The following is a 23,680-nucleotide window of genomic DNA, read 5'->3' as shown; positions in this document are numbered from 1 at the left end:
TGTTTTCAGAAGCAAATTGGTTTTGGTATGCGTTTATTCTTTTCGCAACAGGTTTTATTGTATTTTCAATTATACAAAACAGTCTACGTAAAAAAAAGAAGCTCGGTAAATAAAAATTACCTGAGTTAGAATTTTATAATGCCTCGCAGAAATGCGGGGCATTTTTATTTTTGTATAAATTATAATTATCTATTTTTTTCCTCACCTTTTTTATCCTTTCGTTACGAAGTATTAATACTCCTTTCTGATTAAAATCGCATGTTTCATTACTATATTCACATTTTTCAACAATATTGAGATAATTTGTTATAATATGTATTTATTCAAATTGTATATAGAAAAATTAATGGCACAGGAATTGAGTAAAGGGCGATTATATACGAATAAATTCAAACGTAAATTTAACCACTTAAATGAGAAAACTACTTTTACTAGCTTGGGCGTTAGCTATTGTAATTCCTTCCATCGCTTATGCAGGAGCGGCGGGAACGAAATTCCAGTTATACGTTCCTTCCAACAATGATAACAACGGACGTAACGTATGTATTATCATTACGGCAATAACAGATTCAACAGTTGTAGAATTAATTGATGACGGCACAGACGGAGATATAGATGACTCCTGGTCAGGCATTTTAAATAAAGGACAGTCATATGTCGGATATATTAAAGACGGAGCGATTAATGACGACGCAGGCGGAAAAGCTGACGGCGATTATTTTTTTGTAAATACAAATAAACCTGCTCTTGTATCCATGTCAACAAATTCTGACTGGCAGCATGACTTTGTTCCATCAGATAGCGGAACAATGCGCGGCAGATTATTTTATGTTTACTCTCCTCCTACAGGTTATACAAACAGAGATATAAATGTTTTTGCATACGAAGATTCAACATTAGTACAGGTATATGATATAACTACAGTGGCAAAAACTACAACAGGTGTTACAACAGTGAACACAGCAAGTCCCGTACAGGTAGTTTCAACAAATTTAAATACAAAAGAAGATTTAATTAATATTAAGACTTCGGGAAGAGATATACTTGTTCCGGGTAGAACTTATTTAATAATGTCATCAAAGCCCGTTACGATGCAGTATGGTTCTTTATGGGGCAATGCAAGAGACGGCGGCGGATTTGTTCCTGGTATTAAAGGTTCATCCGTTGACAGCTTATTTTATTTTGCAATCCCTGCGGATAACACAGGCGAGCAGGAACTAAGAATGGTTAGTTTTAATGATAACGTAACGCTTAATCTTGATTACTTAAACGGTTCAACATGGACATCACTCGGAGTTTATAATTTAAACACATTAAAGAATGCAGACTGGGTTGCGCCTGCAGGAAAAAAATATAATTTATTCAGAGCATATACAAATCACGGTAAAGTTTCTTTGTTTGAAGCTAACTGGCTTGAAACAGGAACAGGTTCAGGAACGGCAGATATGTATTCCTACACTTCATCAGAGAACGGAGACGGCGCAGGAAAAAATTTCGTAATTTATTTAGGACCTCCCGGACTTGAAAGCAATTGCGTTGATCCATTCTCAAATAAAAAGTTCTCACAAATAAGTGATGGCGGTTTATTCTCGCACGTATTTCTATCTGCTTATTATCCGGGAACAACAGTAAGAGTTCAGGATGCAGCAACAGGAACATTTATAGATACAACGATAAACATTGCAGCAGGAAGATACATTGATTTTAAAGTCGGCCAGGCAAAGTTTGATGCAATGAAATCAGGCGGAAGAAAACCTTACTTAAAAATTACGGCTACGCAGCCTGTTGTAGCAGCGTTTGCAAACTGGAATGATAACTGGATGTGCTATGCTACAAGCGTACTTGCAGCAGCTATGACAGTTAATACAAACATTCCGCAGACTACATTACACTCACGCGATACAGTTTCTATTACAACATCATGTACAAATCGTTCAGGTTCTACAATGACAAATACAAAAACAGAAGTAAAGATTCCTGACGGACTTCATTATGAGTCATCGAATCTTTCTTCCAATCATGGTGATTTAGGTGAAGGTGAAAGAGTTCATTCAGGAAATGATGATATTATTAGATGGAAAGATTATCAGTTCAACCACGGTGACTCTATAAAAGTAAAAGTAAAATTAAGAACAGATTCGTTGTATCATGATGGCAGCTACATTCCTAATAATACAAACATACCGGTTACAACAACATGCCACGGTAAAGTCGGTAACGATACAATCATAACACAGAACACAGCAGTAACAAACGTAGTAAATGCAAACCCTAACGGAATATTAGAGAAATATATTCTTGCATACGAAGACTTGAAAAACTCAAGCTGGAATGACTGGGATGTAAACGACTTTGTAACATCAGTAAATGCAAACGTGCTTGCAGATGCAAACTTAAAAATTAAAACAATTACACTTAATTACGAAGCGCTTGCAAGAGGTTCATCATTCGACCATGCATTCAAGCACAAACTTAATATAACAGGTTCATGGACTGCAACATTAACAGTTAAAGATTCTAATGGAGTTGTTCAGAGCGGACTTGGTTTTACAAACAGAGCATTTAATAATTCAGGAACAGTAACAGTGTTCCCTTCAACAAAGCAGGCATTACCACCGAAATCAGGCTTCTTCAATACAAACACAAGTGAAAACCAGCCGGGTAATGTAAAAGGCTATACTGCAACATTGAGTATCACAGTAAACAATACATCAAACTCACTCAGCGCATTCAATGCATCTATTTCAGATCCGTTTATCTTAACAGAAATCGGAAACGAAATTCACATTGCATCACTTGTCGGAAACGCAGGCAATACACAGAACGTTGATAACAGCGCAATCTCAGGATTGCCGCTTTACGGATACTATTTAGATTTATCATACAAGCTTCCGTTCGATTACAAATGGCCGCTTGAAGGACCGAACACAGCAATATGGTTTGCATATCCAAACTTTGATAATTACATCTTATCAGGTAAATCAACAAATGCAAACTGGTACACAACACCTGATACAAGCAAAGTATGGAGAGGAAGAAATGTTGTTACTGATAATCCTTTATTTGCAGTGACTTCACAAAACAGAATTGAACCGATGAATCAGGGACTTGCAAGAATTACATTGCAGGATACAGTATCTAAATTCTTTGCATCACCGAAATTAGTTGATCTTGATGGTGATAACAAAGCTGAAGTTCTTATCGGAGGATTAGATAATAACTTCTATGCATTCAAATCAGACGGAACACAAATTAGCGGCTTCCCGATAAACACAGGCGGAATTATCCGTTCAACAGCAGCAGTAGATAAAAAATCAGACGGAACGAAAGTAATAGTATTCGGAACAGATAACGGAAAGCTTTACGCAGTAAATCAAAACGGAACAGCATTAAGCGGATTCCCGGTACTCTTAAACACTCCGATAAAATCATCACCTATAATAACTGATTTATACGGTGACGGTAATAAAGAAATAGTTGTGTTTGCAGGTAACGGAAAGCTTTATGTTTACGGAATGGACGGATTTATAAAATCAGGCTTCCCTGTAAAATTACAGAATACAGTTGATGCATTCGGAAATCTTTTAATTGTTCCTTCACCTGCAGTCGGTGATATTGACGGCGACGGTAAAAAAGAAATTGTAATCGGAACATCAGACAGCACAGTGAACGTAGTAAAAACAAACGGAACACAGTTAGCAGGTTTCCCTGTAAAGCTTGACGGAATGATTTACTCTTCACCGATAATTTCAAAATTAAACACAACATCTTATAAAATTGTAGCAGCAAGCGCAAGCGGTTCGCTTTACATCTTGAATACGAACGGAACTGTTTACGCTCAGTCAAAACTTGCAGACGGATTCATTTCTTCACCGGTAATTGCTGACTTAAATGCAGACGGAACAAGAGAAATAATTATTGCAAGCACAGACGGAAGAATATTTAATGTAAACGCTAACGAAGCACTTTCATTGAACTGGGAATTCAAATCAGTCTCTGAAATTAATTCATCACCGGTAGTTGCCGATGTAAATAATGACGGATATCAGGAAGTCACATACGGAGCAATGAACGGAGCAGTTTACGTACTCGATAAAACAGGCAACATGGATGCAAACTCAACGATGTTATTCTCACAATATAAATCGTGGATAGTTTCTTCATCTGCGATAGGGGATATAGACGGCAACGGAGTAATGGATATGGTAGTGCCTTCATTCGATAAAACAATTAAATCATTTGAACTCCCGGGTACAGGCAGCGGAACAGAAATCCAATGGCAGTCACTCGGAAAAGATTTAGGCAACTCTAGATTCGACGGAGTTGAAGGGACAGTTACAACAGTTACGGATTTAGGTGCAGTGTTTAACTATCCAAATCCTGTAAGAACTGAAACAACTTTATTCAGAGCTGAACTTCCTGCAGTTATTGATGACATAAAAATTACTGTCTTCGATCTTGGCGGCGAGCTTGTAAAGACTTTCAGTAAATCTGACTTCATACGCAACGGAAATTATTATGAGACTACATGGAACTTAAAAAATGATAAGAGCAAAGATGTTGCCAACGGCGCATACTACTACATAGTAAAAGCTACTATCAGCGGCGTCGAATACACTAAATATTCTAAAATAGGAGTTTTAAGATGAGAAAAATAATATTTATCATACCAATAATAGCAGCAATAGTAGCACTGGCTACAGTAAAAAATTCCTTCGCTCAAACGGGCGAAGGAGGAGAAGCGGGGGCTTTTCTTAAGAACGGATACGGCGCAAGAGCATCTGCAATGAGCAACACATTCACTGCAATTGCCAATGATGTGTCATCGATATTCTACAATCCTGCAGGCTTGAGCAGCAATACAAAACTGCAGTTCATGGGAATGTATTCAAATCTATATGGCAATATGAACGGAGTAAACTACGGTAACTTTGGAGTATCGAAAGGCTTTCAGGCAGGAACTTTTGGACTCGGAGTAATTTACTCAAAGGTATCTGATATCCCGAATGTAACAAGCTTAACAGGCGGAGACGGAACATACTTCTCAGATAACGAGACAGCATTTTATTTATCTTACTCAAGACTTGTAACGGATAACGTAAGAGTCGGCGCTAACTTAAAGCTCATCAGCCATACACTTGCAGATGCAAGCGCAACCGGTTTCGGCGCAGATTTAGGTGTACTTGCAAAGCTGAACGAACAGTTTTCAGCAGGACTTGTATTGCAGGATGTTGTTGCTCCGAAAATAAGTCTTGGCTCGCGTTCGGATTCATATCCCGGAAAAATAAAATTGGGTGTAGCTTATAAGGTAATTCCTGCTCTCACAATTTCTCCTGAAATGAATTACACATTTGATAAGAGCGTTCAGTTCACCGCAGGCGCAGAGTACAATGTTTACAAAGATATAATTTCATTGAGAGGCGGATATAATTCTGTTTCGACCTCGCCTTCATTCGGAGTAGGTATAAATTATATGGACGTACATCTGGATTACAGTTACAACGTGAATAAAGATTTAGGCGGAGTTAATAAATTCGGATTTGTAATCAGTTTAAAATAAAGTAGTAGTAGTTCTCATTTACTAATAAATAATAACGCTAAAGCCCGCGGGGAAGTTTTCCTGCGGGCTTTTTTTTTAACCACCTCCAACTCCTCCTTGAAAACTATCAGTTATCAAGTCCCGCTTTAGCGGGAGGAGGGGGTTATGAAACTAGTAAATTGTAGTTGAGAATTTTGCATCATAACGTTTCCCTTCCTTACAAAAGAGAGCCTGACCCGACAAAGTCGGGAGGGATTAATTGGGTGGTAAAAGGAGGAAGAAAGTAAAACATACTTCTAGCTTATTTAAAAGTAAACCACCCCCAACCCCCTCCTTGAAAAGGAGGGGGCTTCTGTGGCACGGATCATTTATTTTAATTATTAAATATTTGGCTGAGATATTTTATTTTGATTTACTTGAAAATAGTATAATTGTATTGACGTTTATTTCCCCCTCCTTTTCAAGGAGGGGGATTAAGGGGGTGGTTAATGGGAAGCAAAAAATAATGATGGGTTACGGGCGCCTGTCCCGATTCCATCGGGACACGGCAAAAATATTTTCATGAATTCTTCATGAAAATATTTTTGACCCTTTTCGCCTCCGGCGAAAAGGGCGCCCGTGAGTACATTTGCTATGGAGATTTCTTTTTGAATTTCTTTCGCTTACCCGATAAATTAACTTTGTAATACACAAATACCACAACAATGCCGCGATTTATTTCTGAAATATATCGACCCGGCGCCACTGAAAGACGCAACTCAATTTTCTCAAAATTCAAATTCCTATATATGAAACCGAAAAATACTATCTTGATATTCGGGCTTATGATTTTTTGTCTGCTGATTTATTCATGCAAGACATCCATAAAAACTTCAACCACCGTAACGACAGATACGAGCAACTACGTTGGGCTTAATGAAGAACAAATTATTAATAAAATTTCTGAGTTCAGACAGCAGGGTGAAGCCATGCTGCGTGACAATAAATTCACAAAGAAAGAAATTAACCTGCAAGGTGAGAACACAACTCCAAAACTAAAAAAGAACTGGGATAAAGCTGACCTGTATTATGACGGAGATAAGCTGAAACGAATTCAGCTGTATCCGAAGAAAAATTATGGTGAAGACACACAGGAATTTTATGTACAGAACGGAACTGTTGTTTTTGCTTTTTTACAAAAAGGTGAAAAACATGAAGGCAAAGATACGGGTGAAGACGGCATAGAAGTTTATTTCAACAACGGAAAGATTTTAAAGACAGTAATAAGACCTACGGGTTCCCTTGATGATGCAGCTCTGAAAATTTATGAGGCAGTTCTGGTAGCCGAAGTACAGGATATCTTTGAAGTGATAAAAAAAATGAATTAATAATAAGTAGTTATCTGGTATTTGTTTCTCCTTCGCGCCGGAGGATAATGGTCCCGTAGTTCCGGCGCGTTTTTTTATATACTTTTAGTTCATAAAGCTATAAAATATTTTTGATTGGTATTGTTAGTGGCAGGGTGAAACCCTACCTTATAATGGCACTAAATTTTATCAATCGAGATGATACCTGATGATATGAGTTTTATATTACTTGAAGTTGGAATTTTAATCGTGGGAATTATATCTGCAGAAATTATAAGAAATTATTTCAAAAGAAGAAAAATAAGATTAGAAGCAGTTTACAGTGATAATTAAAATTTTCTGAATTAAATAAAACGTTATGTACGTTTACAATAATTCAATTTGGTTTTTCCTGATTCTTATTGGAGTTATAGTTGTCCTCCTGACTGAATTAGTCAGAAGCAGAATCAAAAGGAAAAAGGGGAAGCGAACAACTAATCTCCCTTATAACTGAGATTACAAATTTTAACACTATAAAAAACTCCTGTTGAAAAATATTCAGCAGGAGTTTTTTTATTTGCAAAATATAAAAAAATTATTTCAGTTTTGCATCCATGGTTATATCAATTGCTCCTAAAGCTTTTGATACAGGGCATCCTGCCTTTGCGTTTCCTGCCAATTCCTGAAATTTTGCATCATCTATATTCGGTACGCTTGCTTCTACAACAAGCTTTATTCCTTTTATTGCCCATCCTGCATCTTCTTTCTCCATAGATAAAATCGCGTCGGTATGAATTTCATCCGGCGGAAATCCTGCTCCTGTAAGCTGAAAGCTCAATGCCATTGAAAAGCATCCTGCATGCGCTGCTGCAATAAGCTCTTCGGGATTTGTCCATGTCTCTTCCCCGTCCTTGCTTACAAATCTTGCTTTGAATGAATATGGAGTATCGCTTAATACTCCACTTGGTGTTGATAAAATTCCGTCTCCTTCGGCTCCGGTGCCGTGCCAGACTGCGGTAGATTTTCTTGTCATCATAATTTTTAAAATTTATTTAGGTTGATTATAATTAAGATTAATAAATTTTATTTCAGTTGTTCAATATAACAAATATAACACAATAAAAATTTAGAATTAGAACACCATTATGCAAAGACAATTCAGAATATGGTGACAATAAAAGGCAAGATGAAATACGTTACTTAATAAGTAAGTAAATTAATGGTGAGAAATGAATTGAATAAAATGTATTGTTTTGTTTCAGCAAACTTGCCTAACAATACGATAAAAGAATGATTACATAAAAGACCGGAAAAGTAACCTTTAACGCTTGTGGTAATGTTCTCTTTCCTTCTTCCTCTTCAAATAATTTCGTAAAGTTTCAAATCCTATAATACCTAATACAATAAATAAGACTTCGAATACGATAAAGTTCGAATCATCTGGGAGCATATTATTTAATTTTACATTTCGGGGAGTTTAAAAGTATATAATTGTTTTTCTATTTACAATTCTATTGTAGTGGAAACCATTGATTTTATTTATCATTTGTACCAAAAAAAAAACGGAACCTTCTTTTCAGAAAGTTCCGTTTTGTACTTAGATTTCCATTACCCCAGTCATGGAAATACTAATTTAACTTTTTGTGTTACTGCTGCCTTGTTGAAGGTGACTCAACATTTTGCCGGCTTTCGTCTCCTGAAACACTATTCTTTTCTCTGTTCATATCATCTTGTGAATTCTCACCTCTGCCGCCGCTGCCGTTCGTATTTCCGGTATCTGAACCTTTTCTTTGATTATCGGTTATTGTGTCATTTCTATGCTGTGTATCTTGTTGAGTCTTATTTTGTCCTGATTGATTTTGATTGTTTTGTGTTCCTTGCTGAGTGCCTCTATTTGTGTTTTCCATTTTGATTTATTTTATTTCATTAATAGTATTTATTATCTCAAATCGTATGCCATGAAAAAATAGAGAAATCAATAGGGAAATGGCAATAATACAATGTTGATATGAAATTTTTTGCAATGAAATGACAGGCGTGACAATTTAATAATAAAAAACCCGGAGTGTTTTATCCCCGGGTTCTGTATTACGTACAAATATATTTTACTGCTGATTTTTACTTACGTGATTTTGCAGAACTCTTTTTTCCTTTTGAAGACCCTTTTGAAGCTGTTCTTTTTGAAGATGATTTTTTGCCTGAAATGCTTGAATCATCTGAATCGCTTTCTCCGTTCATTGCTTCAGGATTTAATTCATCTGCAATTGTTGAGAGAGTTATATCAGCATTCTTTTCTTCTTCAAGTGTCTCATTCAATAACTCTTCAACTTCAGTATATCCAAGAAGTCTTGCATATGTTGCTGCGCATCCGTACGTTGCAATTTCATAATGCTCAACTTTTTGCGCTGCACAGATTAATGCAACGTCCATTACTTCAGGTGTTGCATCTTCTTCCATCAGCTCTTTGCCCTCTTCAAGCAGACCTTCGGTAGCAACGCATTTTTTACCTGATAAGCTTCTGCCGCCTGCAAGCTTGGAAATTTTTTCAAGTCTTGTAATCTGATTTTCAGTTTCTTTCAGGTGGTTTAGAAATGTTTCTTTTAACTCAGGTGATGTAGCAGCTTTTGCCATTTTAGGAAGAGCTTTTGTGATTTGTTTTTCTGAACTGTAAATGTCTTTAAGCTCGTCCATTAAAAAATCTTCGAGATTTTTCATTTTAGCCATAGTGTTTTTAATTTTATTTAATTATTAATTAGTTGTTAGTTGATTAATTCTTGGAATTTGTCTTTCTCTTTTTTTTCAAAAGGTTTGAATTTTTATTCATAGGGGATACCGAAACTTTTTCATAGTGTGCTCTCAGTGTTTTCAGATCATCTTCGCGTAAATCTTCAACATCTACTAATTCATTGCTTGCACCGCTAACTGCAATAATTAACTCATTGAGTTTTAACTGTAGCGCCAATGTATCTTTATTCTGACTATGCTGTATTATAAACACCATGAGGAAAGTAATAATGGTAGTTCCTGTATTAATTACAAGCTGCCAGGTCTCAGAGTAGTCAAAGATGGGTCCCGTGACTACCCAAGCTAATACCAGCACAACAGCTGTTACAAATGCGTATGAGCTTCCGCTGAATTGTGTAATTTTTCCGGCAACTTTTTCAAAAGTAGTAACTTTTTTTTCTTTTGGCTTTGCCTTCTTCACCGGAATTTTATCCTTATCTTCTTTTCTTTTTACTGGCATTTTTTATTGACATTATTTACCGCCGAAACTTTTAAATAGTAATGTGATAATACCTATTACAACTACTACTCCGATAATACCAACCCATAATCCTGCTTTGAATATTCCTTCAATTGCTCCGCATCCGGGTAAAATTGTTAGTGCTGTGGCTGCAACAGTTAAAAGACATGGTAATAAATATTTTTCTTTCATGATTTTTTGATTTTAAGTTCACTTAAAAGTAGTTTATAGTTTTTGACTTCTGCTACATTGTATTCCACATTTTATGCCATTAATGACGCAGAGCAGAATGTCATTAAAAATTTATTGTAAGTACTGTAAAAATATAATTATAATTGAAAGGCAGGGTTAAAATGAGCAAGACAAAAAAATTATTAACAACTAAATTACTGCAGGATTTATTTAAAATGACTGATTTATAATGTCACCCTTGTCAGAATAAAATCAAGTTTGTCTAAGTATGAGGATAAAACATATTTGGAATTTTTTAGATGATGTAAAAATTACGAAGCAAAAAAAAATCCCGGCTGAATATAAACCGGGAAATTAAGAAGAAGATAAGAAAGACCTTAATGTACTTTTTAAAAATAAACAGATAAGCCAAAGTTCACCCGTTTGCCAAAAAACTGATACTCATCATAAGTTGATTCACGAACTTCATATTGGTGAGGAACATCATAAACTGACTTTTCAACATTGTGAGAGTATTGCAAACTTACAAAATACTCAGCAATGATGCTGAAGCTTTTCATAGGAAAAAATTCAACTCCTACAGTACCTGTTAATCCGCCTCCATAGCTGTAAGTTCTGTTCCATGCATAGTAGACGCCGCCTTCTGTCAGATTTTGTTCCGACTCCCTCCAGTAATAACTTCCACCTGTAGTTATTCCTGTGCCGAAATAAACATTTACCTCAGATGATGGATTTATATAAAACAAATAAGTAGGATATATAAAAACTGAAAAGTCTGTGTATTTACTAAACTCCGGCTGAGTAGTATCAACCAGCGACCGTTTATTTAGCTCTTGGTTAGAGTGTCCGAATTCTACTGATAAACCCAATCTTAATGCTCTGTTTGGGCTAAATTGCTTTTTCACTGATGCTATACTGCCTTCAAAATTTGACAAAGTGAAATTCTGGTCAATGGTGAACTGCAAAGCCCATTTATTTTTTTCCAAAGAGTTTTTCACATTATCATTTTTTTTAGTAATTTCAGTTTCTGAAACATTCTGAGAAATAGCTTGTTTGAAATTTATTAAAAATAAAAATATTACTGCGAGAAGGAGTATTTTTTTCATTAGGGAGTTTTATTTACAAATTAATGTTTATTTTACGTAAATTATTTTTTTCTGTTTGCTGAAATTTCCCGACTTCATTTCAAGAAAATAAACTCCGCTGGGCAACGACTTTAATTTCGCGATATTGTACATATCAATATAATACGTACCGGCTTCAAAATTTTTATTAATTAACTCTGAAATGAATTTGTTATCGTAATCGTACATTTTAATAGATACATCTGAATTTTCAGGAACATCAAACAAAATATATTTTTGTGGAGTAAGCGGAACACGCGGACTGTATATATCAAATTTATCGGGAACAGGGGAGTTTTGCTTTTCTATTTTCAGACTATCTGAACCGGTATTAATAATATTAAAATTTTTGGAATAACCGGAATTTACTGCAGATATAAGAAACGCCGCTATAATTATTATTTTTAACATAAAATAAATTTGGATAGTATTAATAAAGTCGTAAATTATATTTTAAAAAAAATTATAGCAGTAGAAAAAATTATTAATCTATTTTACTAATATCATTTTCTTCGTCACTGAAAATTTCTCAGTTACTAGCTTATAAAAATAAATTCCGCTTGGAAGTGATGCTGCGTTGAAATCTACGGAGTAAGTTCCCGCATTTTGTTTTTGATTTACTAATGTCTGCAATTCATTGCCAAGAGCATCGTATATTTTCAATTGAACATCGCTGTTAATTGCTAACTGATAACTGATAATTGTAGAAGGATTGAAGGGATTTGGGAAATTTTGATATAGGGAAAAGTTTTCTGGTATAGTAGAATTTATCTGACTTACAAAAGATAATCCTCCGTTTGTTGTTCTGTAAACAACTGTTTGTGAACTGTTGTCTCCTTTTATCCACCCTGTTACGTCATTATTAAATTTGACAAAATTAATATTTCCGTACGAGGGCGGATAAATTCTGTTATAAGCCCAGGAATTGCCGCCATCTGTAGTTTTTGAAATTGAAAAATTCCTTCCGCAAAGCCATCCTGTATTTGCATCTATAAAGTAAAGTGCTCTTGGACCGTCATTAATAGAATCGTGTGTTCTATATTCCTGCCATTTTGTTCCACCATCTATTGTTTTAATAAAAACTCCTCCGCCGGAGGCAGGGAAACCAATTATATATCCGGTACTTTCATTAACAAATTGATACTTTGAAATTGATCGCAATCCTGGATCGGAGAGGAACCAGTTTTGCCCGCCGTTTGTAGTCTTTATCATTTTTGTAGTGCTAGTGTCATACATTACTATTCCCCAACCTGTATTTTCATTAATAAATTGTGTGGAGTAAAAATTGTGATATTCATTAATATAAAATGAAGTAGAATACGATTCACCTCCATTAGTGGTTTTTAGTAAACTTCCCAGATGAGTAGGCGGACCGATAGGGCCATAAATAGTATAACCGGTTGAGAGATAAAATACGTTTTCATTTATTGGTTGTATTCCGGTAATTCCAAATGACGTTTGTGATGTAGAGATTAAACTCCATTGTGCTCCTGCATTTGTTGTTTTGTAAATCCTGATAGGAGAATATAAATCAGAGCTTTGCCTTTCTGAAACATAGCCGGTATTTTGATTCAGAAATGAAATAAAGTTATATGATATTGTAGTATCTGGAGCAGTATTAACCCACGTTACACCTCCGTTAACAGTTTTTAAAATACAGTTTGATCCTGCTAGAAATCCTGTATCTCCTGTCAAAAAAACAACATCTCTAATAAATGAATTTTGCGCAAACTGTCTCACCCACCCGTTTTGTGAATAGCTTTCATTACTAAGCAGGGATAGCAATAAAAATAAAATTAGCTTTCTCATAGCAGGTATTTTTATTTAACTAATATCATTTTCTTCGTCTCTGAAAATTTTTCAGTAACGAGTTTATAAAAATAAATTCCACTTGGAAGTGAAGCCGCATTGAAATCTACTGAATAACTCCCCGCATTTTGTTTTTGGTTTACTAAAGTCTGCACTTCGTTACCAAGAGCATCGTAAACTTTCAAAGAAACGAAATTCGTAATTGGTAATTCGTAATTTATTTTTGTAATCGGATTGAACGGGTTCGGATAATTTTGTGAAAGGGAAAATTTATCAGGCACAACATTTCCTATAGAATTTACAGATGTCAAACCTCCCGTAACGGTTTTCATCAACTTGACTCCGTTAGATGAATATCCCGTTGCCCATCCCGTAAGATTATCAACAAAAATTATTCTGCTTATACCTTTTAATAAACTGTTAGTCATAGTTATCCAGGTGAAGCCGCCGTCAGTTGTTCTTTTTAGTCCCATGGTATCCTGTGAATTGAATGTAAAACCTGCATAACCTGTATTTTCGTCAAAGAAGTGCATTGAATTTATTTGACTGTAAATAGGAGTATTGATAAAATTCCAGTTAGCGCCTGAGTTTGTTGTAACTGCCAGCTTTGAGTTCCTTGCCCATAAATATCCTTTATTTGAATTGACAAAAAAACAACCAAGCAGGCGTGGAGGCTGTACACTATCTTTATAAATGGGATTCCAGTTAGCGCCGCTGTTAGTTGTTTTATAAATTCTGTTATAATAAGGACCCGTATCGGAATCGTAGCACGAAACAACATAGCCGGTAATATTATTTAAAAATTGAAGACCGTAAAATTGCGCTCCGTTTGTATTTACTATTGCCGGATTAAATAATGTTCCGCCGTTAAAGCTGTAAGATAAACCTCCTACAGAACCAAAATCTGAAAAACCTAAACTTGCTACCACTAATGAATCTTTGCCCGTCATGTAAATATCACAGCTAGAAACATCGCCGTCAGACTGACTGCGAACTGTCCAGTTGACTCCGCCGTTAGTAGTCGAGTACATATAATTTCTATTTGGCCAGATAGGGAAGCCGTTAGGTTGATTACCATTCATCCATCCTGTATTCTCATTAATAAAATTTATTGAGCCAAGTGAAATGGTTGAATCTCCGATTGTAAAAGCTGTCCATGTCTGTCCGCCGTCAGTTGTTTTTGCATACTTGCCATATAGCCCGGTTATAAATCCTGTTTGAGAATTAATAAACTGAATATCCGAAATGTAAGGTATAGGAACACTTAGGGCAAACCATCCGTTTACAGCATAACTTTCACTAATAAAAAGGGTTAACAGTAAAAATAAAAACAGCTTTCTCATAGCTTTAATTTTTTATTTTATTAAAATCATTTTTTTTGTCTCAGAAAATTTTTCAGTAACAAGCTTATAAAAATAAATTCCGCTTGGCAGGGAAGCAGCATTGAAATCTACCGCGTAGCTTCCCGCATTTTGTTTCTCGTTCACTATTGATTCAACTTCAATACCTACTGCATTATATATCTTTAATTTTACAAATCCTGAAAATGGTAAATCCCATTTTATTTTTGTTGTTGGGTTGAAAGGATTAGGATAATTATTATAAAGCTTATACTCTTTTGGAATTTCGGATGTAATATTATTTATCCCTGATACTCCTGTTCTGAAATTAAATATAGTTGACCATTGTCCTTCAATTCCCTGAGAATATGACATAACTCTCCAGTAATAAGTTGTTTCATTTTGTAATATACCGGGAGGCATTTGATATGTATTTCCGTCATTAAAATCCCCATAGTGTACATGAAGGATTGAAGAAAAATCAGGTTGAAGAGAAACTTGCAGGACATAGTACTCTCCAACACCGCTCCAGCTGAAAACAGGAGTGACTGAATTATTTGTACTATTATTAGGCGGAGCAGCCAGCACCGGAGCTGCCGCGTACATAAACATCCTCTGATAATAAAATAGTTTTGCATTGGTTGCTGCATCATTTGTATTCACATTGCTTCCCGGAATGCTGTCCCGCTGGAAAGTCATGTTCAGATAATATGTAACTCCTCCGGGCTCTGCGCCTGATACATAATTATTGGGCACAATACTGGGAGCGGTGAAGTCATATCTGTAGGGGACTGTCCCTCCTCCGGCAATTTTAGAGGGATTTGTCCAGTTAACTCCATTGTTTGTAGAGTATGTAAGATAGATATCGTTATAGCTTGTGTTATTGCTTCCGCCAAGTGTAGTGCTTTGCGCAATGAAAGCGCAGAAAATATATTTGCCTGATACGCCGATGCTAGGTCTGCAAAGCGGAGCTTCAAAGTCCAGCGTTCCTTTAGCAGGGGCAAAAGTTACTTTTGAAGTATCAGCGATGACGATAGAACGGTTAGGGTCTGCACCCTGCAAATTTGTTGACCAGTATCTTATTTTGCTCGGAGATTCCGGAAAATACTCTCCGTTTGTTTTTTGTTTTACAGTTTCAAATACAACCTGCGGTAAAGTACCCTGGTATGTAATAGAAATTCCTTTGAAGCCTCCCAACGAATCACCTGAAAAATTTGCATCAAAGATTTTTAACGGGACTGAAAATGTATTTCCGTTATCGCTTGATTCCATAAAAAAAACATCTCCATAGTTAGCAGAATTGTTTCCACCTGCTACATAGGCAATACCAATAAGACCGCTTGTACTTGTTCCTATTGCATAACTCTCACCGGCTTTTGCGTTTAACTGCTTATATCCTTTAAATGAGTTTGTCAGTTTTATATTGTAGAAACTGGAGTCTTCAAAAGATGATGAAGCAAGAAAAACATATTGATTAGGATTGCCGTTTACCGTGGGGGCAATCCGCGGCCATAAGTACTTATTGTTTGCGCCGCCGGGGTTTGCGTTTGAGAAAATTCCTATCTGAGGGAAAAGCTCCTGGTAAATCTGTGTCTGCGCAATGCCATTAGTGTATTTATTTAATGCGATAATAATTGCACCTGAGCTAAGTCCGGTGATTGCAGGGTAATCGCTGACTTCGCCTGATGTAACACTTTCTGCTATTGACCAGTTATCACCGCCATCGGTAGTATAAAAATATTTAACGGACCTGTCATTCCATCCTGTTAGCTGCGATGAAGTTGTATAAACGGTATAAAGCGTTGAAGGATGAGCAGGATCCTGCCAGATAAGCTGAGGGCTGCCGTTAGACTGTAAGTCGTAATAGTTCCTATCATAAGAAACCTGAACTACTTTTGTAAGAATAGGGGAATCGGAAGATTGACTGTATGATTCAGCACTTACAAAAATAAAAATTGTTAAAAAAATAAAAGATAATTTTCTCATAAAACCTCCATCGGTTTTAACTTTTTGGAAAAAGTATTTTGTTATAAAATTTATGAATATAAAGCTCAATTCTTACTTAATTAAAATTACTTTACTCGTGGTATTAACCACTGATTACACTGATGAATCATGATTCAAATGAAAAGTAAATTCTATTTTTGTAAATAATATTAATCATTTCAAATCATCGCAATCTGTGATTTAGTCTTTATTTTATTAAAATCATTTTCTTTGTCTCTGAAAATTTTTCAGTGACAAGTTTATAAAAATAAATTCCGCTCGGCAGCGACGTAGCGTTGAAATCAACAGAGTAACTTCCCGCATTTTGTTTTTTGTTTACCAAAGTCTGCACTTCGTTACCAAGCGCATTATATATTTTAAATTGTACAAAGCTGTTAATTGCTAATTGATAACTGATAATTGTAGATGGATTAAACGGGTTCGGATAATTTTGTGAAAGGGAAAAAGCATTTGGCATCCCATTGCCGGAAATAATATTTGTTACACCACCTGTCCCTGTTATGAAAATTTTTCCGTTACTTCCATAGCAAATTCCATTTACCGAGTCTTTCATAAAAACTGTACCTGTAAATCCTGATAACTGGTTAATCCAGTTAACTCCGTTATTTGTAGTTTTATATAAATTTCCGTTTGCAGAAATCCATCCGGTATTATTATTTATGAATGATACTCCGCTTACAGTAAAACCGAAATTCAGCGAATCGGCAAACCAGTTCACTCCACCGTTAGTAGAGCGTAGCAATAATTTATTTCCTCCTGAAACATAAGGTCGTACAATAAAATCAATACTGTTTTCATTTTGCATACTTACTTCAAAAATCTGATAACCGTTAAACTTTGATTTTGTCTGCCAGGTATTTCCTTCGTTAGTAGATGTCTGAATAAAAACAGAGTCTCCGTTGGAATAGCCTGCATCAGCCCATTTCTGATAACCTAGCCATATTGTTTCACTGTTTCCTTTTTTAAGAAGATTATAAGAGGTTATTGTCTCTGAGGTGTTCCAACTTACCCCTGCATTTGTTGTCTTTGTAACTGCGCCTGTTAAGCTTCCTCCTGAGCTTCCTCCTGCAAGTATAAAGCCGTTCAAAGCGTTTGAAAAATACACAAATTTATTTGCGTTATTATAATTCATTCCGGTACTTACGTTCCAGAAATTACCTCCATCATTTGTAAAAGCCACAACAGTATAACTAAAACCGCTACTGTTCTTTGTCCCCCCAACTGCCCAGCCTTTATTTTCATCTATGAAGAAAATATCGTTGAAAGCATGCGATGAGCCGGATTCGTACAGACTCCATGTAAATCCGCCGTTAGTTGTTTTTACAATTCTACCAGAATCTCCGCAAATCCAGCCTGTACTTTGATTTATGAAGAATGCTTTTTTTAAAGTAAGTCCTGGTTTGCTGTAAACCTGCATCCATCCGTTTTGTGCCTGAATAGGAGTAATAAATAGTAGTGGTAAGAAAAGTAGGAAAAGAAATCTCATAGTCTAGTTTCCTTTTAAATAAATTGAGCTGCAAATGAAATTTAAAGACTAATTTATTAAAGAGATAGGTAAATAATAGGTATAAAGCGTGGATTATAAGAGGGTATTCAATAAAAAAATGCTCCTGCCGGTTCATCAATTAACAAAAAAAAACTCCCGATGGCATTCACCATCGGGAGTTTTTATAAAATTAAAGATGTATTGATCTGTTAATTGTAAATTACTAATTGTTATTTGACTAACATCATCTTCATTGTCTTAACGAAGTTCTGGTTACCGCCATCAGCGTTTATCTGATAGAAGTAAACTCCGCTTGAAAGTACTGATGCGTTAAAGTTTACAGAGTAGAAACCTGCAGGCTGAACCTGGTTTACTATTGAAGCAACCTCTCTGCCTGTGATATCAAATATTTTGATTGCGACCTTGCTATCGAAAGGTAAGTCGTAATTAATATTTGTTGTCGGGTTGAAAGGATTCGGATAGTTCTGAGCTAAATTGAATTTGTTTGGAACTCCGATGTTTACTTCATTTGCTAAATCATAATATTTGAAGTTACCGTTGAAGTCAACTTGTTTCAGTCTGTAGTTATATTTTCCTGTGCTAAGATTGTTATCTGAGAATGAATAGCTTCTTACAGTGTTGGAATTTCCTGCGCCGTTTACATGTCCTGCAGTTGTCCATACTGTTGCGCTTGTTAATTTTCTTTCGATTTCAAATCCTGCATTGTTCTCTTCATTAGTTGTTGACCAGTTCAATGTTACTTTTCTGTTATCGATAGAAGATGTGAACGAAGCTAACTCAACTGGAAGTTGACCGCCGTTATTTTCAACATAATTTCTGATGATATTGAATACAACGCCCTGCGGTGAAAGAGCTCCGCTGACGGTCGGCACATATCCGTAATAAACATTTGAACCGTAGAATACGTTATAGTTTGTTCCGCTGTAAGCAATAGCTGCACAAGAATCTCCGTCGCCGGATTCAGTGACAGGAATTAATGCAGATGTTAATGTACCTGAGCCTGTATTCCATGTTGCCGGTGCTACACAATCCGGATATGGATCGTTAACTCTTTGTCCAGTGATTGATGTGAAAGGTGAAACAATACCTTTTAATGTACTATCTGAAGCTGTGAAGTTATCTACCCAGTCATCAGTCCAGTATTGAGCATGTAAATATTGTCTGTAGAAAACTGTATCACCTGCTAAGGCAGATGCATTTCTTCTCGGGTCGTTAGCATACCCTAAGTCATTACCAAAAATAATAAGAGTTCTTTTATTCGGAGCAGTTGAGCCATCAAGATAAGCTTTTAATGAATCTCTGAATGCAGCAGACCATGATGAACCATTTCCAAATCCTACGATAAGAGTTGTCCAGTTTGACAAACTAATTGATGGAAAGGTTGAGGTTTCGTTATATTGGCCGGAAAGACCGGAAGCATTTAAATGAGTAACAATTGAGTCTCTGCTTCTTTGGTCAACATTATACACCAATGTTGTTTTAGGTGTGGCATATGTTAAAAATCCGGTTAATGTATCATTGGCATGATTTACATCACCTGAAATATAAACTGAATCTTTAATTGTATATAATGTATTTACAGTATAGCTCCAGTTTGTAAAGTTAACAACCTGACTGCCGCCTGATGCTAAATTTGTAATTGTTTGTGTATCTACATAGCCTCCCGGAGAAATTCTTCTTGTTACTGTGAAGGTTGCAGTTGAACCGCCGTAGTTATTAACTGTACCTGAAGGTGTAACAGTATTATTTCCGGTTGAATATACTGTACCTGTGGTTCCAACTGATGAAACTCCGCAATCAACAGATGCAGGCTGTCCTGCTTTTACATCATCAAGCCATACGCCGTTTCCGTCCTGGTCGTAATGTTTGAATGCAATGTAAACCTGCTGACCAGCATAAGCATTTAAGCTTGCAGCTCTGTAACCGAATGCAAGAGGAGCCGGAAGAGTATTAACGTCAATGGTGTATAGAGTTGTAAATGATGACCTTGCAGTATCAGTTGTGGAAATAAGAATTGTTAATGAGTCAGGTACATAATTTGACGTATATTGTTTTCTTGCCCAATAGGAGATTGAATCTCCCGTACTTACAAGAACTTTCGGTGTAATAAGCCAAACTTCATTTCCTGCAGCAGGACCATAGTTCGCAAATGCGCTGGCTGTTCCTGAGTTTTTCTGAGAAGTGCTTCTCACCCATTGAACACTTCCGGAAATATACATCTTTGTTGTCCAGTTTGCCGGAGGAAAAGTAACTCCTTCAAATCCTTCGTTAATTGTATATTGAGCTTTCAATTCCATTGAGGAAATAAAAGTCAGCATCACAATAAAAAATAAAATAATTTTTTTCATTAGAGGACGTTTTAGTTTTAGGTTTTAGTTAAAATTTTTAATATATAAAACTAAAACAAATCCTAACAAAATCCTAACAAAAAACTAATAGGTTTATTTTTTAATTAAATTGCTGATAAAACTAATCAGCCAACTTTTGTAAAATTAACCCAAAATTTCAAACAAATTATGTGAAGAACAAACTCCATATATATTATGAGTTTCAAAACTGTACATTTTGAAATAAAAAAGCTCCTGCCGGTTTCCCGACAGGAGCTTTTTATAACAAATTATTTTTAATAAAATATTATTTGACTAAAACCATCTTCATACTCTTCACAAAAGATTTATTTCCGCCCTCAGCGTTTATAGAATAAAAATAAATTCCGCTTGAAAGTGATGAAGCATTGAATTGCACCGTATAATATCCGGCAGGCTGAGTCTGGTTTACTATCTGACTCATTTCCCTTCCTGTCATATCAAAGATTCTAATTGAAACTTTGCTGTCGAACGGTAAGTCGTAATTAATTTTTGTTGATGGATTGAAAGGATTTGGATAGTTCTGGCTCAAAGCAAAGTTGCTTGGAACACCAACAACAACTTCACCGGCAAGCCCGTAATATTGGAAGTTTCCATTATGGTCAATTTGTTTTAATCTGTAATTATATTTTCCTGTCTGAAGATTATTATCTGAGTAAGAATAATTTCTTGCAATTGTAGAGTTTCCGTTTCCTGAAACATTTCCGATTTTTGTCCATACTTCAGATGTTACAGCTTTTCTTTCAATGTCAAACCCTGCATTGTTTTGTTCAAAAACAGTTGACCATTTCAAGTTTACATTTCTTACATTTACGATAGATGTAAAAGATGAAAGTTCAACAGGAAGAGGATTATCTACATCTCCTGCAATTGCAAATTGTGAAAATCCTGTAATTCCTGATGCGGTAAGAACGTTTCCTACTCTTGTTGTATTTAAGCAAACCCAGGAAGCATTTGCATCTGCTCTTTTTACAATGTATAACTTATCTGCATCTGCTACTCCTGTATAACCGGTAATATCGATGCTCAAATCATAAGTTGCCTGATTGCTGTAGTCATAGGAAAGAGTGTAATATCCGTCCGGTGAAACATGAGTCGGCTGTAATACTGCGCCGCTTGGAGATGTAGCTGCTGCATTCACTGCAATTTCCGGGGAAACAAGAGTTGTTGGAGCAGTTTTGCTTCTTTCAAAGTTTATGTTTCCACCTGCCGGTCCTATGGAAGTCATATTTGCAGTAAGATTATAATTTGTTCCTAAATCAAATGAACCTGTAAATATAACCGGTCCCGTAGCATTTATGGTTTGTGTCTGGAAGTCAGTTGCGTTTGTAATGCTGAAGTCATCAACCCAGCAGTTGTTTCCGTAAGCAGTAATTGCAGAGAAAGCAATTAACACGCAACTTTGTCCGGCGTAAGCAGTAAGGTCAATGGTCTCATGTCTCCATTGAGAGCTTACCGTTGGAAGATATGCTCCTGTAGAATCAGCTACTGTAGAAAGTGATGGAGTACTTAATCTTGATTTACTATATACAGGTGCAGACCATGTATTTCCTGCATCTGTAGAAACAAGTACCTGCAGCGCATCATCATCTCCTGAATATGAACGATAGGCAACATAAAAGCTGACAACAGGTTTTGTTAAACCGGAAAAATTAAAAATTGGTGAAACAAGATTTCCTGTTCCTGATGATACGTTATAAAAATTTGCATATACAGCTGTATCGCCGGTTGCACCGCTCGGATTGATTAATCCGGCTCCGCCGTATGAACCCCACATTGCCGTTCCTGTTGTTGTCCAGCTGGCAGGATTTGTAAAGGATTCAAAATATGGGAAAGATGAAATTGAAGTAACATTTACAATTGTAACTGCTGTATCATTTGAATTATCCTGGTCACCGGGTAAAACTGTATAAAATCTGAAAGTGTTTGTTCCGGCATTCACAACTGCTGCCATAGGTCCTGTGAATGTTACGTTCTCAGTACCGTTTTGCGCAATTGGACCTACGGTTGATACAGGTCCTACAGGGGCACCGCCGTTTAAAGTGTAATAAACAGGAATAACTGTCTGCGGAGCTTCGCCATAGTTCTTAACCGTTACAGTCGGACTGATTGTTGAGCCCGGGCAGAATGGAGGAAGCGGTGATGAATAGGCAGATACTCCTGCGTCATTCAATACTGCATTTCCAACCTGTACATCATCCAACCAGCAGCCGTTACCGTCAACATCATAGTGGTTGAAAGCAACATATACGTTTCCACTGAATGTGCCTCCAAGGTAATATTTAAAATTTACCCATGTTGAGTTTGCCAGCGCGCCGACATCAATTGTTGCAAGATTATTTGTAAAACTTGCTACTGCTGTATCCGTTGTTGAAAGCAAAATATCCATATGATCACCGTAATCAGTAGTATATTGCTTACGTACCCAGAATGATAATGTATCGTTTGAACCTACGCTGAATTGTTTTGTAACCAGCCAGTTTTCGTGCCCGGGAGTTTCATAGTTGATAAAAGCACTTGCTGTACCGCTATGAAACTGACCTGTACTTCTAGTCCAGTTAACAGTTCCGCTAATAGTTTTTGTTGACCATCCTGTTGGAGGAAATGTAATGTTTTCAAATCCTTCCTGAAGTTTAATTTGGGCATTCAAATCTAGTGCTCCAAGTAAAACAATAGATAGTAGAAAAAATAGTAACTTTTTCATTTGTTGTTTCCTTTTTTATAGTTTAAATAATAAATTTAAAATTTTAACGGAATATCCGTTAATTAAATGGTGTATGGTAAATAAAAAATTTTGGAAAGCTGAAATTAAAATGTTCTTTTGACCTGAAATGAAAATGAGCTTCAGTTAACAGAATGGTATCAACGAATTGAAATATAATATCGGCAGATACAATAATGAATTATCTCATTATCAAAATGAATCAGGTAAAAAAGAAATGAAAGTATTTGGTAATCAGACTAAGCTTGCGAGATATTTCGAGAGGGGGAATTTGAAGAAAACAAAATGTCCTTTAGTATTTTGAATTCCGTTAGATTTTGGATAGTTTTTTTTAATTCTAAAATTGAAATATTTGTACATAACTTTTCAAGGTTTTGTTAAAAAAATCTATATAATAAAAGTAAAAAAAATCCTAACAAAATCCTAACAAAAATAAGGAATAATATTTTGTCCATTTATTCCGCAGATAATGTTCACTTATAATACAGTTTTATATCATTTATCG

The 23,680-nt window shown here is 35.9% G+C and carries 16 protein-coding genes; 3 read left to right on the top strand and 13 right to left on the bottom strand.

The genetic code is table 11. The annotated features are described in order from the left end of the window. Positions 1-413 precede the first annotated feature (413 nt). The 3 genes from JST55_14370 (at position 414) to JST55_14360 (ending at position 6,906) form a co-directional block, all read left to right on the top strand. Positions 414-4,649 carry an LruC domain-containing protein gene (locus JST55_14370; protein MBS1494696.1) on the top strand — a complete coding sequence of 1,412 codons (4,236 nt, stop codon included), beginning with the start codon at positions 414-416 and terminating at the stop codon, positions 4,647-4,649. Then, positions 4,646-5,560, top strand: a complete 915-nt coding sequence (locus JST55_14365; GenBank protein MBS1494695.1) for a PorV/PorQ family protein — start codon at positions 4,646-4,648, stop codon at positions 5,558-5,560. Before JST55_14370 ends, JST55_14365 begins: the two co-directional genes overlap by 4 nt. 767 nt (positions 5,561-6,327) lie before the next feature. Beyond that, positions 6,328-6,906, top strand: a complete 579-nt coding sequence (locus tag JST55_14360; protein MBS1494694.1) for a hypothetical protein — start codon at positions 6,328-6,330, stop codon at positions 6,904-6,906. 553 nt (positions 6,907-7,459) lie between these two features. Here the strand turns inward: JST55_14360 and JST55_14355 are convergent. The 13 genes from JST55_14355 to JST55_14295 all read right to left on the bottom strand — a co-directional run bounded on the left by JST55_14355 (position 7,460) and on the right by JST55_14295 (position 23,157). Beyond that, a complete protein-coding gene (locus JST55_14355; GenBank protein MBS1494693.1) occupies positions 7,460-7,897 on the bottom strand; it encodes an OsmC family protein in 438 nt (145 codons plus the stop codon). Positions 7,898-8,510: 613 nt separating this feature from the next. Beyond that, positions 8,511-8,771, bottom strand: a complete 261-nt coding sequence (locus JST55_14350; GenBank protein ID MBS1494692.1) for a hypothetical protein — start codon at positions 8,769-8,771, stop codon at positions 8,511-8,513. 211 nt (positions 8,772-8,982) lie between these two features. After that, the gene (locus tag JST55_14345) at positions 8,983-9,588 is read right to left on the bottom strand and encodes a ferritin-like domain-containing protein (protein ID MBS1494691.1); all 606 of its coding nucleotides are present in this window, start codon (positions 9,586-9,588) and stop codon (positions 8,983-8,985) included. Positions 9,589-9,631: 43 nt separating this feature from the next. Then, on the bottom strand, positions 9,632-10,108 hold the full coding sequence (locus tag JST55_14340; protein MBS1494690.1) for a low affinity iron permease family protein: 477 nt from the start codon (positions 10,106-10,108) through the stop codon (positions 9,632-9,634). Between the two features lie 12 nt (positions 10,109-10,120). Further along, positions 10,121-10,300, bottom strand: a complete 180-nt coding sequence (locus JST55_14335) for a hypothetical protein (protein ID MBS1494689.1) — start codon at positions 10,298-10,300, stop codon at positions 10,121-10,123. A gap of 389 nt (positions 10,301-10,689) precedes the next feature. After that, positions 10,690-11,406, bottom strand: coding sequence for a hypothetical protein (locus tag JST55_14330; GenBank protein ID MBS1494688.1), 717 nt, complete (start codon positions 11,404-11,406; stop codon positions 10,690-10,692). 27 nt (positions 11,407-11,433) lie between these two features. Then, the gene (locus tag JST55_14325) at positions 11,434-11,835 is read right to left on the bottom strand and encodes a T9SS type A sorting domain-containing protein (protein MBS1494687.1); all 402 of its coding nucleotides are present in this window, start codon (positions 11,833-11,835) and stop codon (positions 11,434-11,436) included. A gap of 78 nt (positions 11,836-11,913) precedes the next feature. Continuing rightward, entirely contained in the window at positions 11,914-13,233 is a 1,320-nt protein-coding gene (locus JST55_14320) for a T9SS type A sorting domain-containing protein (protein MBS1494686.1), read from the bottom strand. An 11-nt stretch (positions 13,234-13,244) separates the two neighbouring features. Next, complete coding sequence (locus tag JST55_14315; protein ID MBS1494685.1) at positions 13,245-14,576, bottom strand: T9SS type A sorting domain-containing protein; 1,332 nt, start codon at positions 14,574-14,576, stop codon at positions 13,245-13,247. Between the two features lie 12 nt (positions 14,577-14,588). Next, positions 14,589-16,559: a T9SS type A sorting domain-containing protein gene (locus JST55_14310; GenBank protein ID MBS1494684.1), complete on the bottom strand. Its 1,971-nt coding sequence runs from the start codon at positions 16,557-16,559 to the stop codon at positions 14,589-14,591. Positions 16,560-16,767: 208 nt separating this feature from the next. After that, positions 16,768-18,066: a T9SS type A sorting domain-containing protein gene (locus JST55_14305; GenBank protein MBS1494683.1), complete on the bottom strand. Its 1,299-nt coding sequence runs from the start codon at positions 18,064-18,066 to the stop codon at positions 16,768-16,770. 230 nt (positions 18,067-18,296) lie between these two features. Continuing rightward, positions 18,297-20,435, bottom strand: coding sequence for a choice-of-anchor J domain-containing protein (locus tag JST55_14300; GenBank protein MBS1494682.1), 2,139 nt, complete (start codon positions 20,433-20,435; stop codon positions 18,297-18,299). A gap of 286 nt (positions 20,436-20,721) precedes the next feature. Next, positions 20,722-23,157 carry a choice-of-anchor J domain-containing protein gene (locus JST55_14295; GenBank protein ID MBS1494681.1) on the bottom strand — a complete coding sequence of 812 codons (2,436 nt, stop codon included), beginning with the start codon at positions 23,155-23,157 and terminating at the stop codon, positions 20,722-20,724. Positions 23,158-23,680: the final 523 nt, after the last annotated feature.

It is taken from the genome of Bacteroidota bacterium, assembly GCA_018266835.1.
GTDB lineage: Bacteria > Bacteroidota > Ignavibacteria > Tepidaquicellales > Tepidaquicellaceae > JAFDZO01.
Note: the sequence above shows the minus strand (reverse complement) of the source record. Positions and strands in the feature narration are given on the sequence as shown.

Coding starts and splice junctions, on each gene's coding strand:
- JST55_14370 (MBS1494696.1), top strand. CDS start 414: ATGAGAAAACTACTTTTACTAGCTTGGGCGTTAGCTATTGTAATTCCT.
- JST55_14365 (MBS1494695.1), top strand. CDS start 4,646: ATGAGAAAAATAATATTTATCATACCAATAATAGCAGCAATAGTAGCA.
- JST55_14360 (MBS1494694.1), top strand. CDS start 6,328: ATGAAACCGAAAAATACTATCTTGATATTCGGGCTTATGATTTTTTGT.
- JST55_14355 (MBS1494693.1), bottom strand. CDS start 7,897: ATGACAAGAAAATCTACCGCAGTCTGGCACGGCACCGGAGCCGAAGGA.
- JST55_14350 (MBS1494692.1), bottom strand. CDS start 8,771: ATGGAAAACACAAATAGAGGCACTCAGCAAGGAACACAAAACAATCAA.
- JST55_14345 (MBS1494691.1), bottom strand. CDS start 9,588: ATGGCTAAAATGAAAAATCTCGAAGATTTTTTAATGGACGAGCTTAAA.
- JST55_14340 (MBS1494690.1), bottom strand. CDS start 10,108: ATGCCAGTAAAAAGAAAAGAAGATAAGGATAAAATTCCGGTGAAGAAG.
- JST55_14335 (MBS1494689.1), bottom strand. CDS start 10,300: ATGAAAGAAAAATATTTATTACCATGTCTTTTAACTGTTGCAGCCACA.
- JST55_14330 (MBS1494688.1), bottom strand. CDS start 11,406: ATGAAAAAAATACTCCTTCTCGCAGTAATATTTTTATTTTTAATAAAT.
- JST55_14325 (MBS1494687.1), bottom strand. CDS start 11,835: ATGTTAAAAATAATAATTATAGCGGCGTTTCTTATATCTGCAGTAAAT.
- JST55_14320 (MBS1494686.1), bottom strand. CDS start 13,233: ATGAGAAAGCTAATTTTATTTTTATTGCTATCCCTGCTTAGTAATGAA.
- JST55_14315 (MBS1494685.1), bottom strand. CDS start 14,576: ATGAGAAAGCTGTTTTTATTTTTACTGTTAACCCTTTTTATTAGTGAA.
- JST55_14310 (MBS1494684.1), bottom strand. CDS start 16,559: ATGAGAAAATTATCTTTTATTTTTTTAACAATTTTTATTTTTGTAAGT.
- JST55_14305 (MBS1494683.1), bottom strand. CDS start 18,066: ATGAGATTTCTTTTCCTACTTTTCTTACCACTACTATTTATTACTCCT.
- JST55_14300 (MBS1494682.1), bottom strand. CDS start 20,435: ATGAAAAAAATTATTTTATTTTTTATTGTGATGCTGACTTTTATTTCC.
- JST55_14295 (MBS1494681.1), bottom strand. CDS start 23,157: ATGAAAAAGTTACTATTTTTTCTACTATCTATTGTTTTACTTGGAGCA.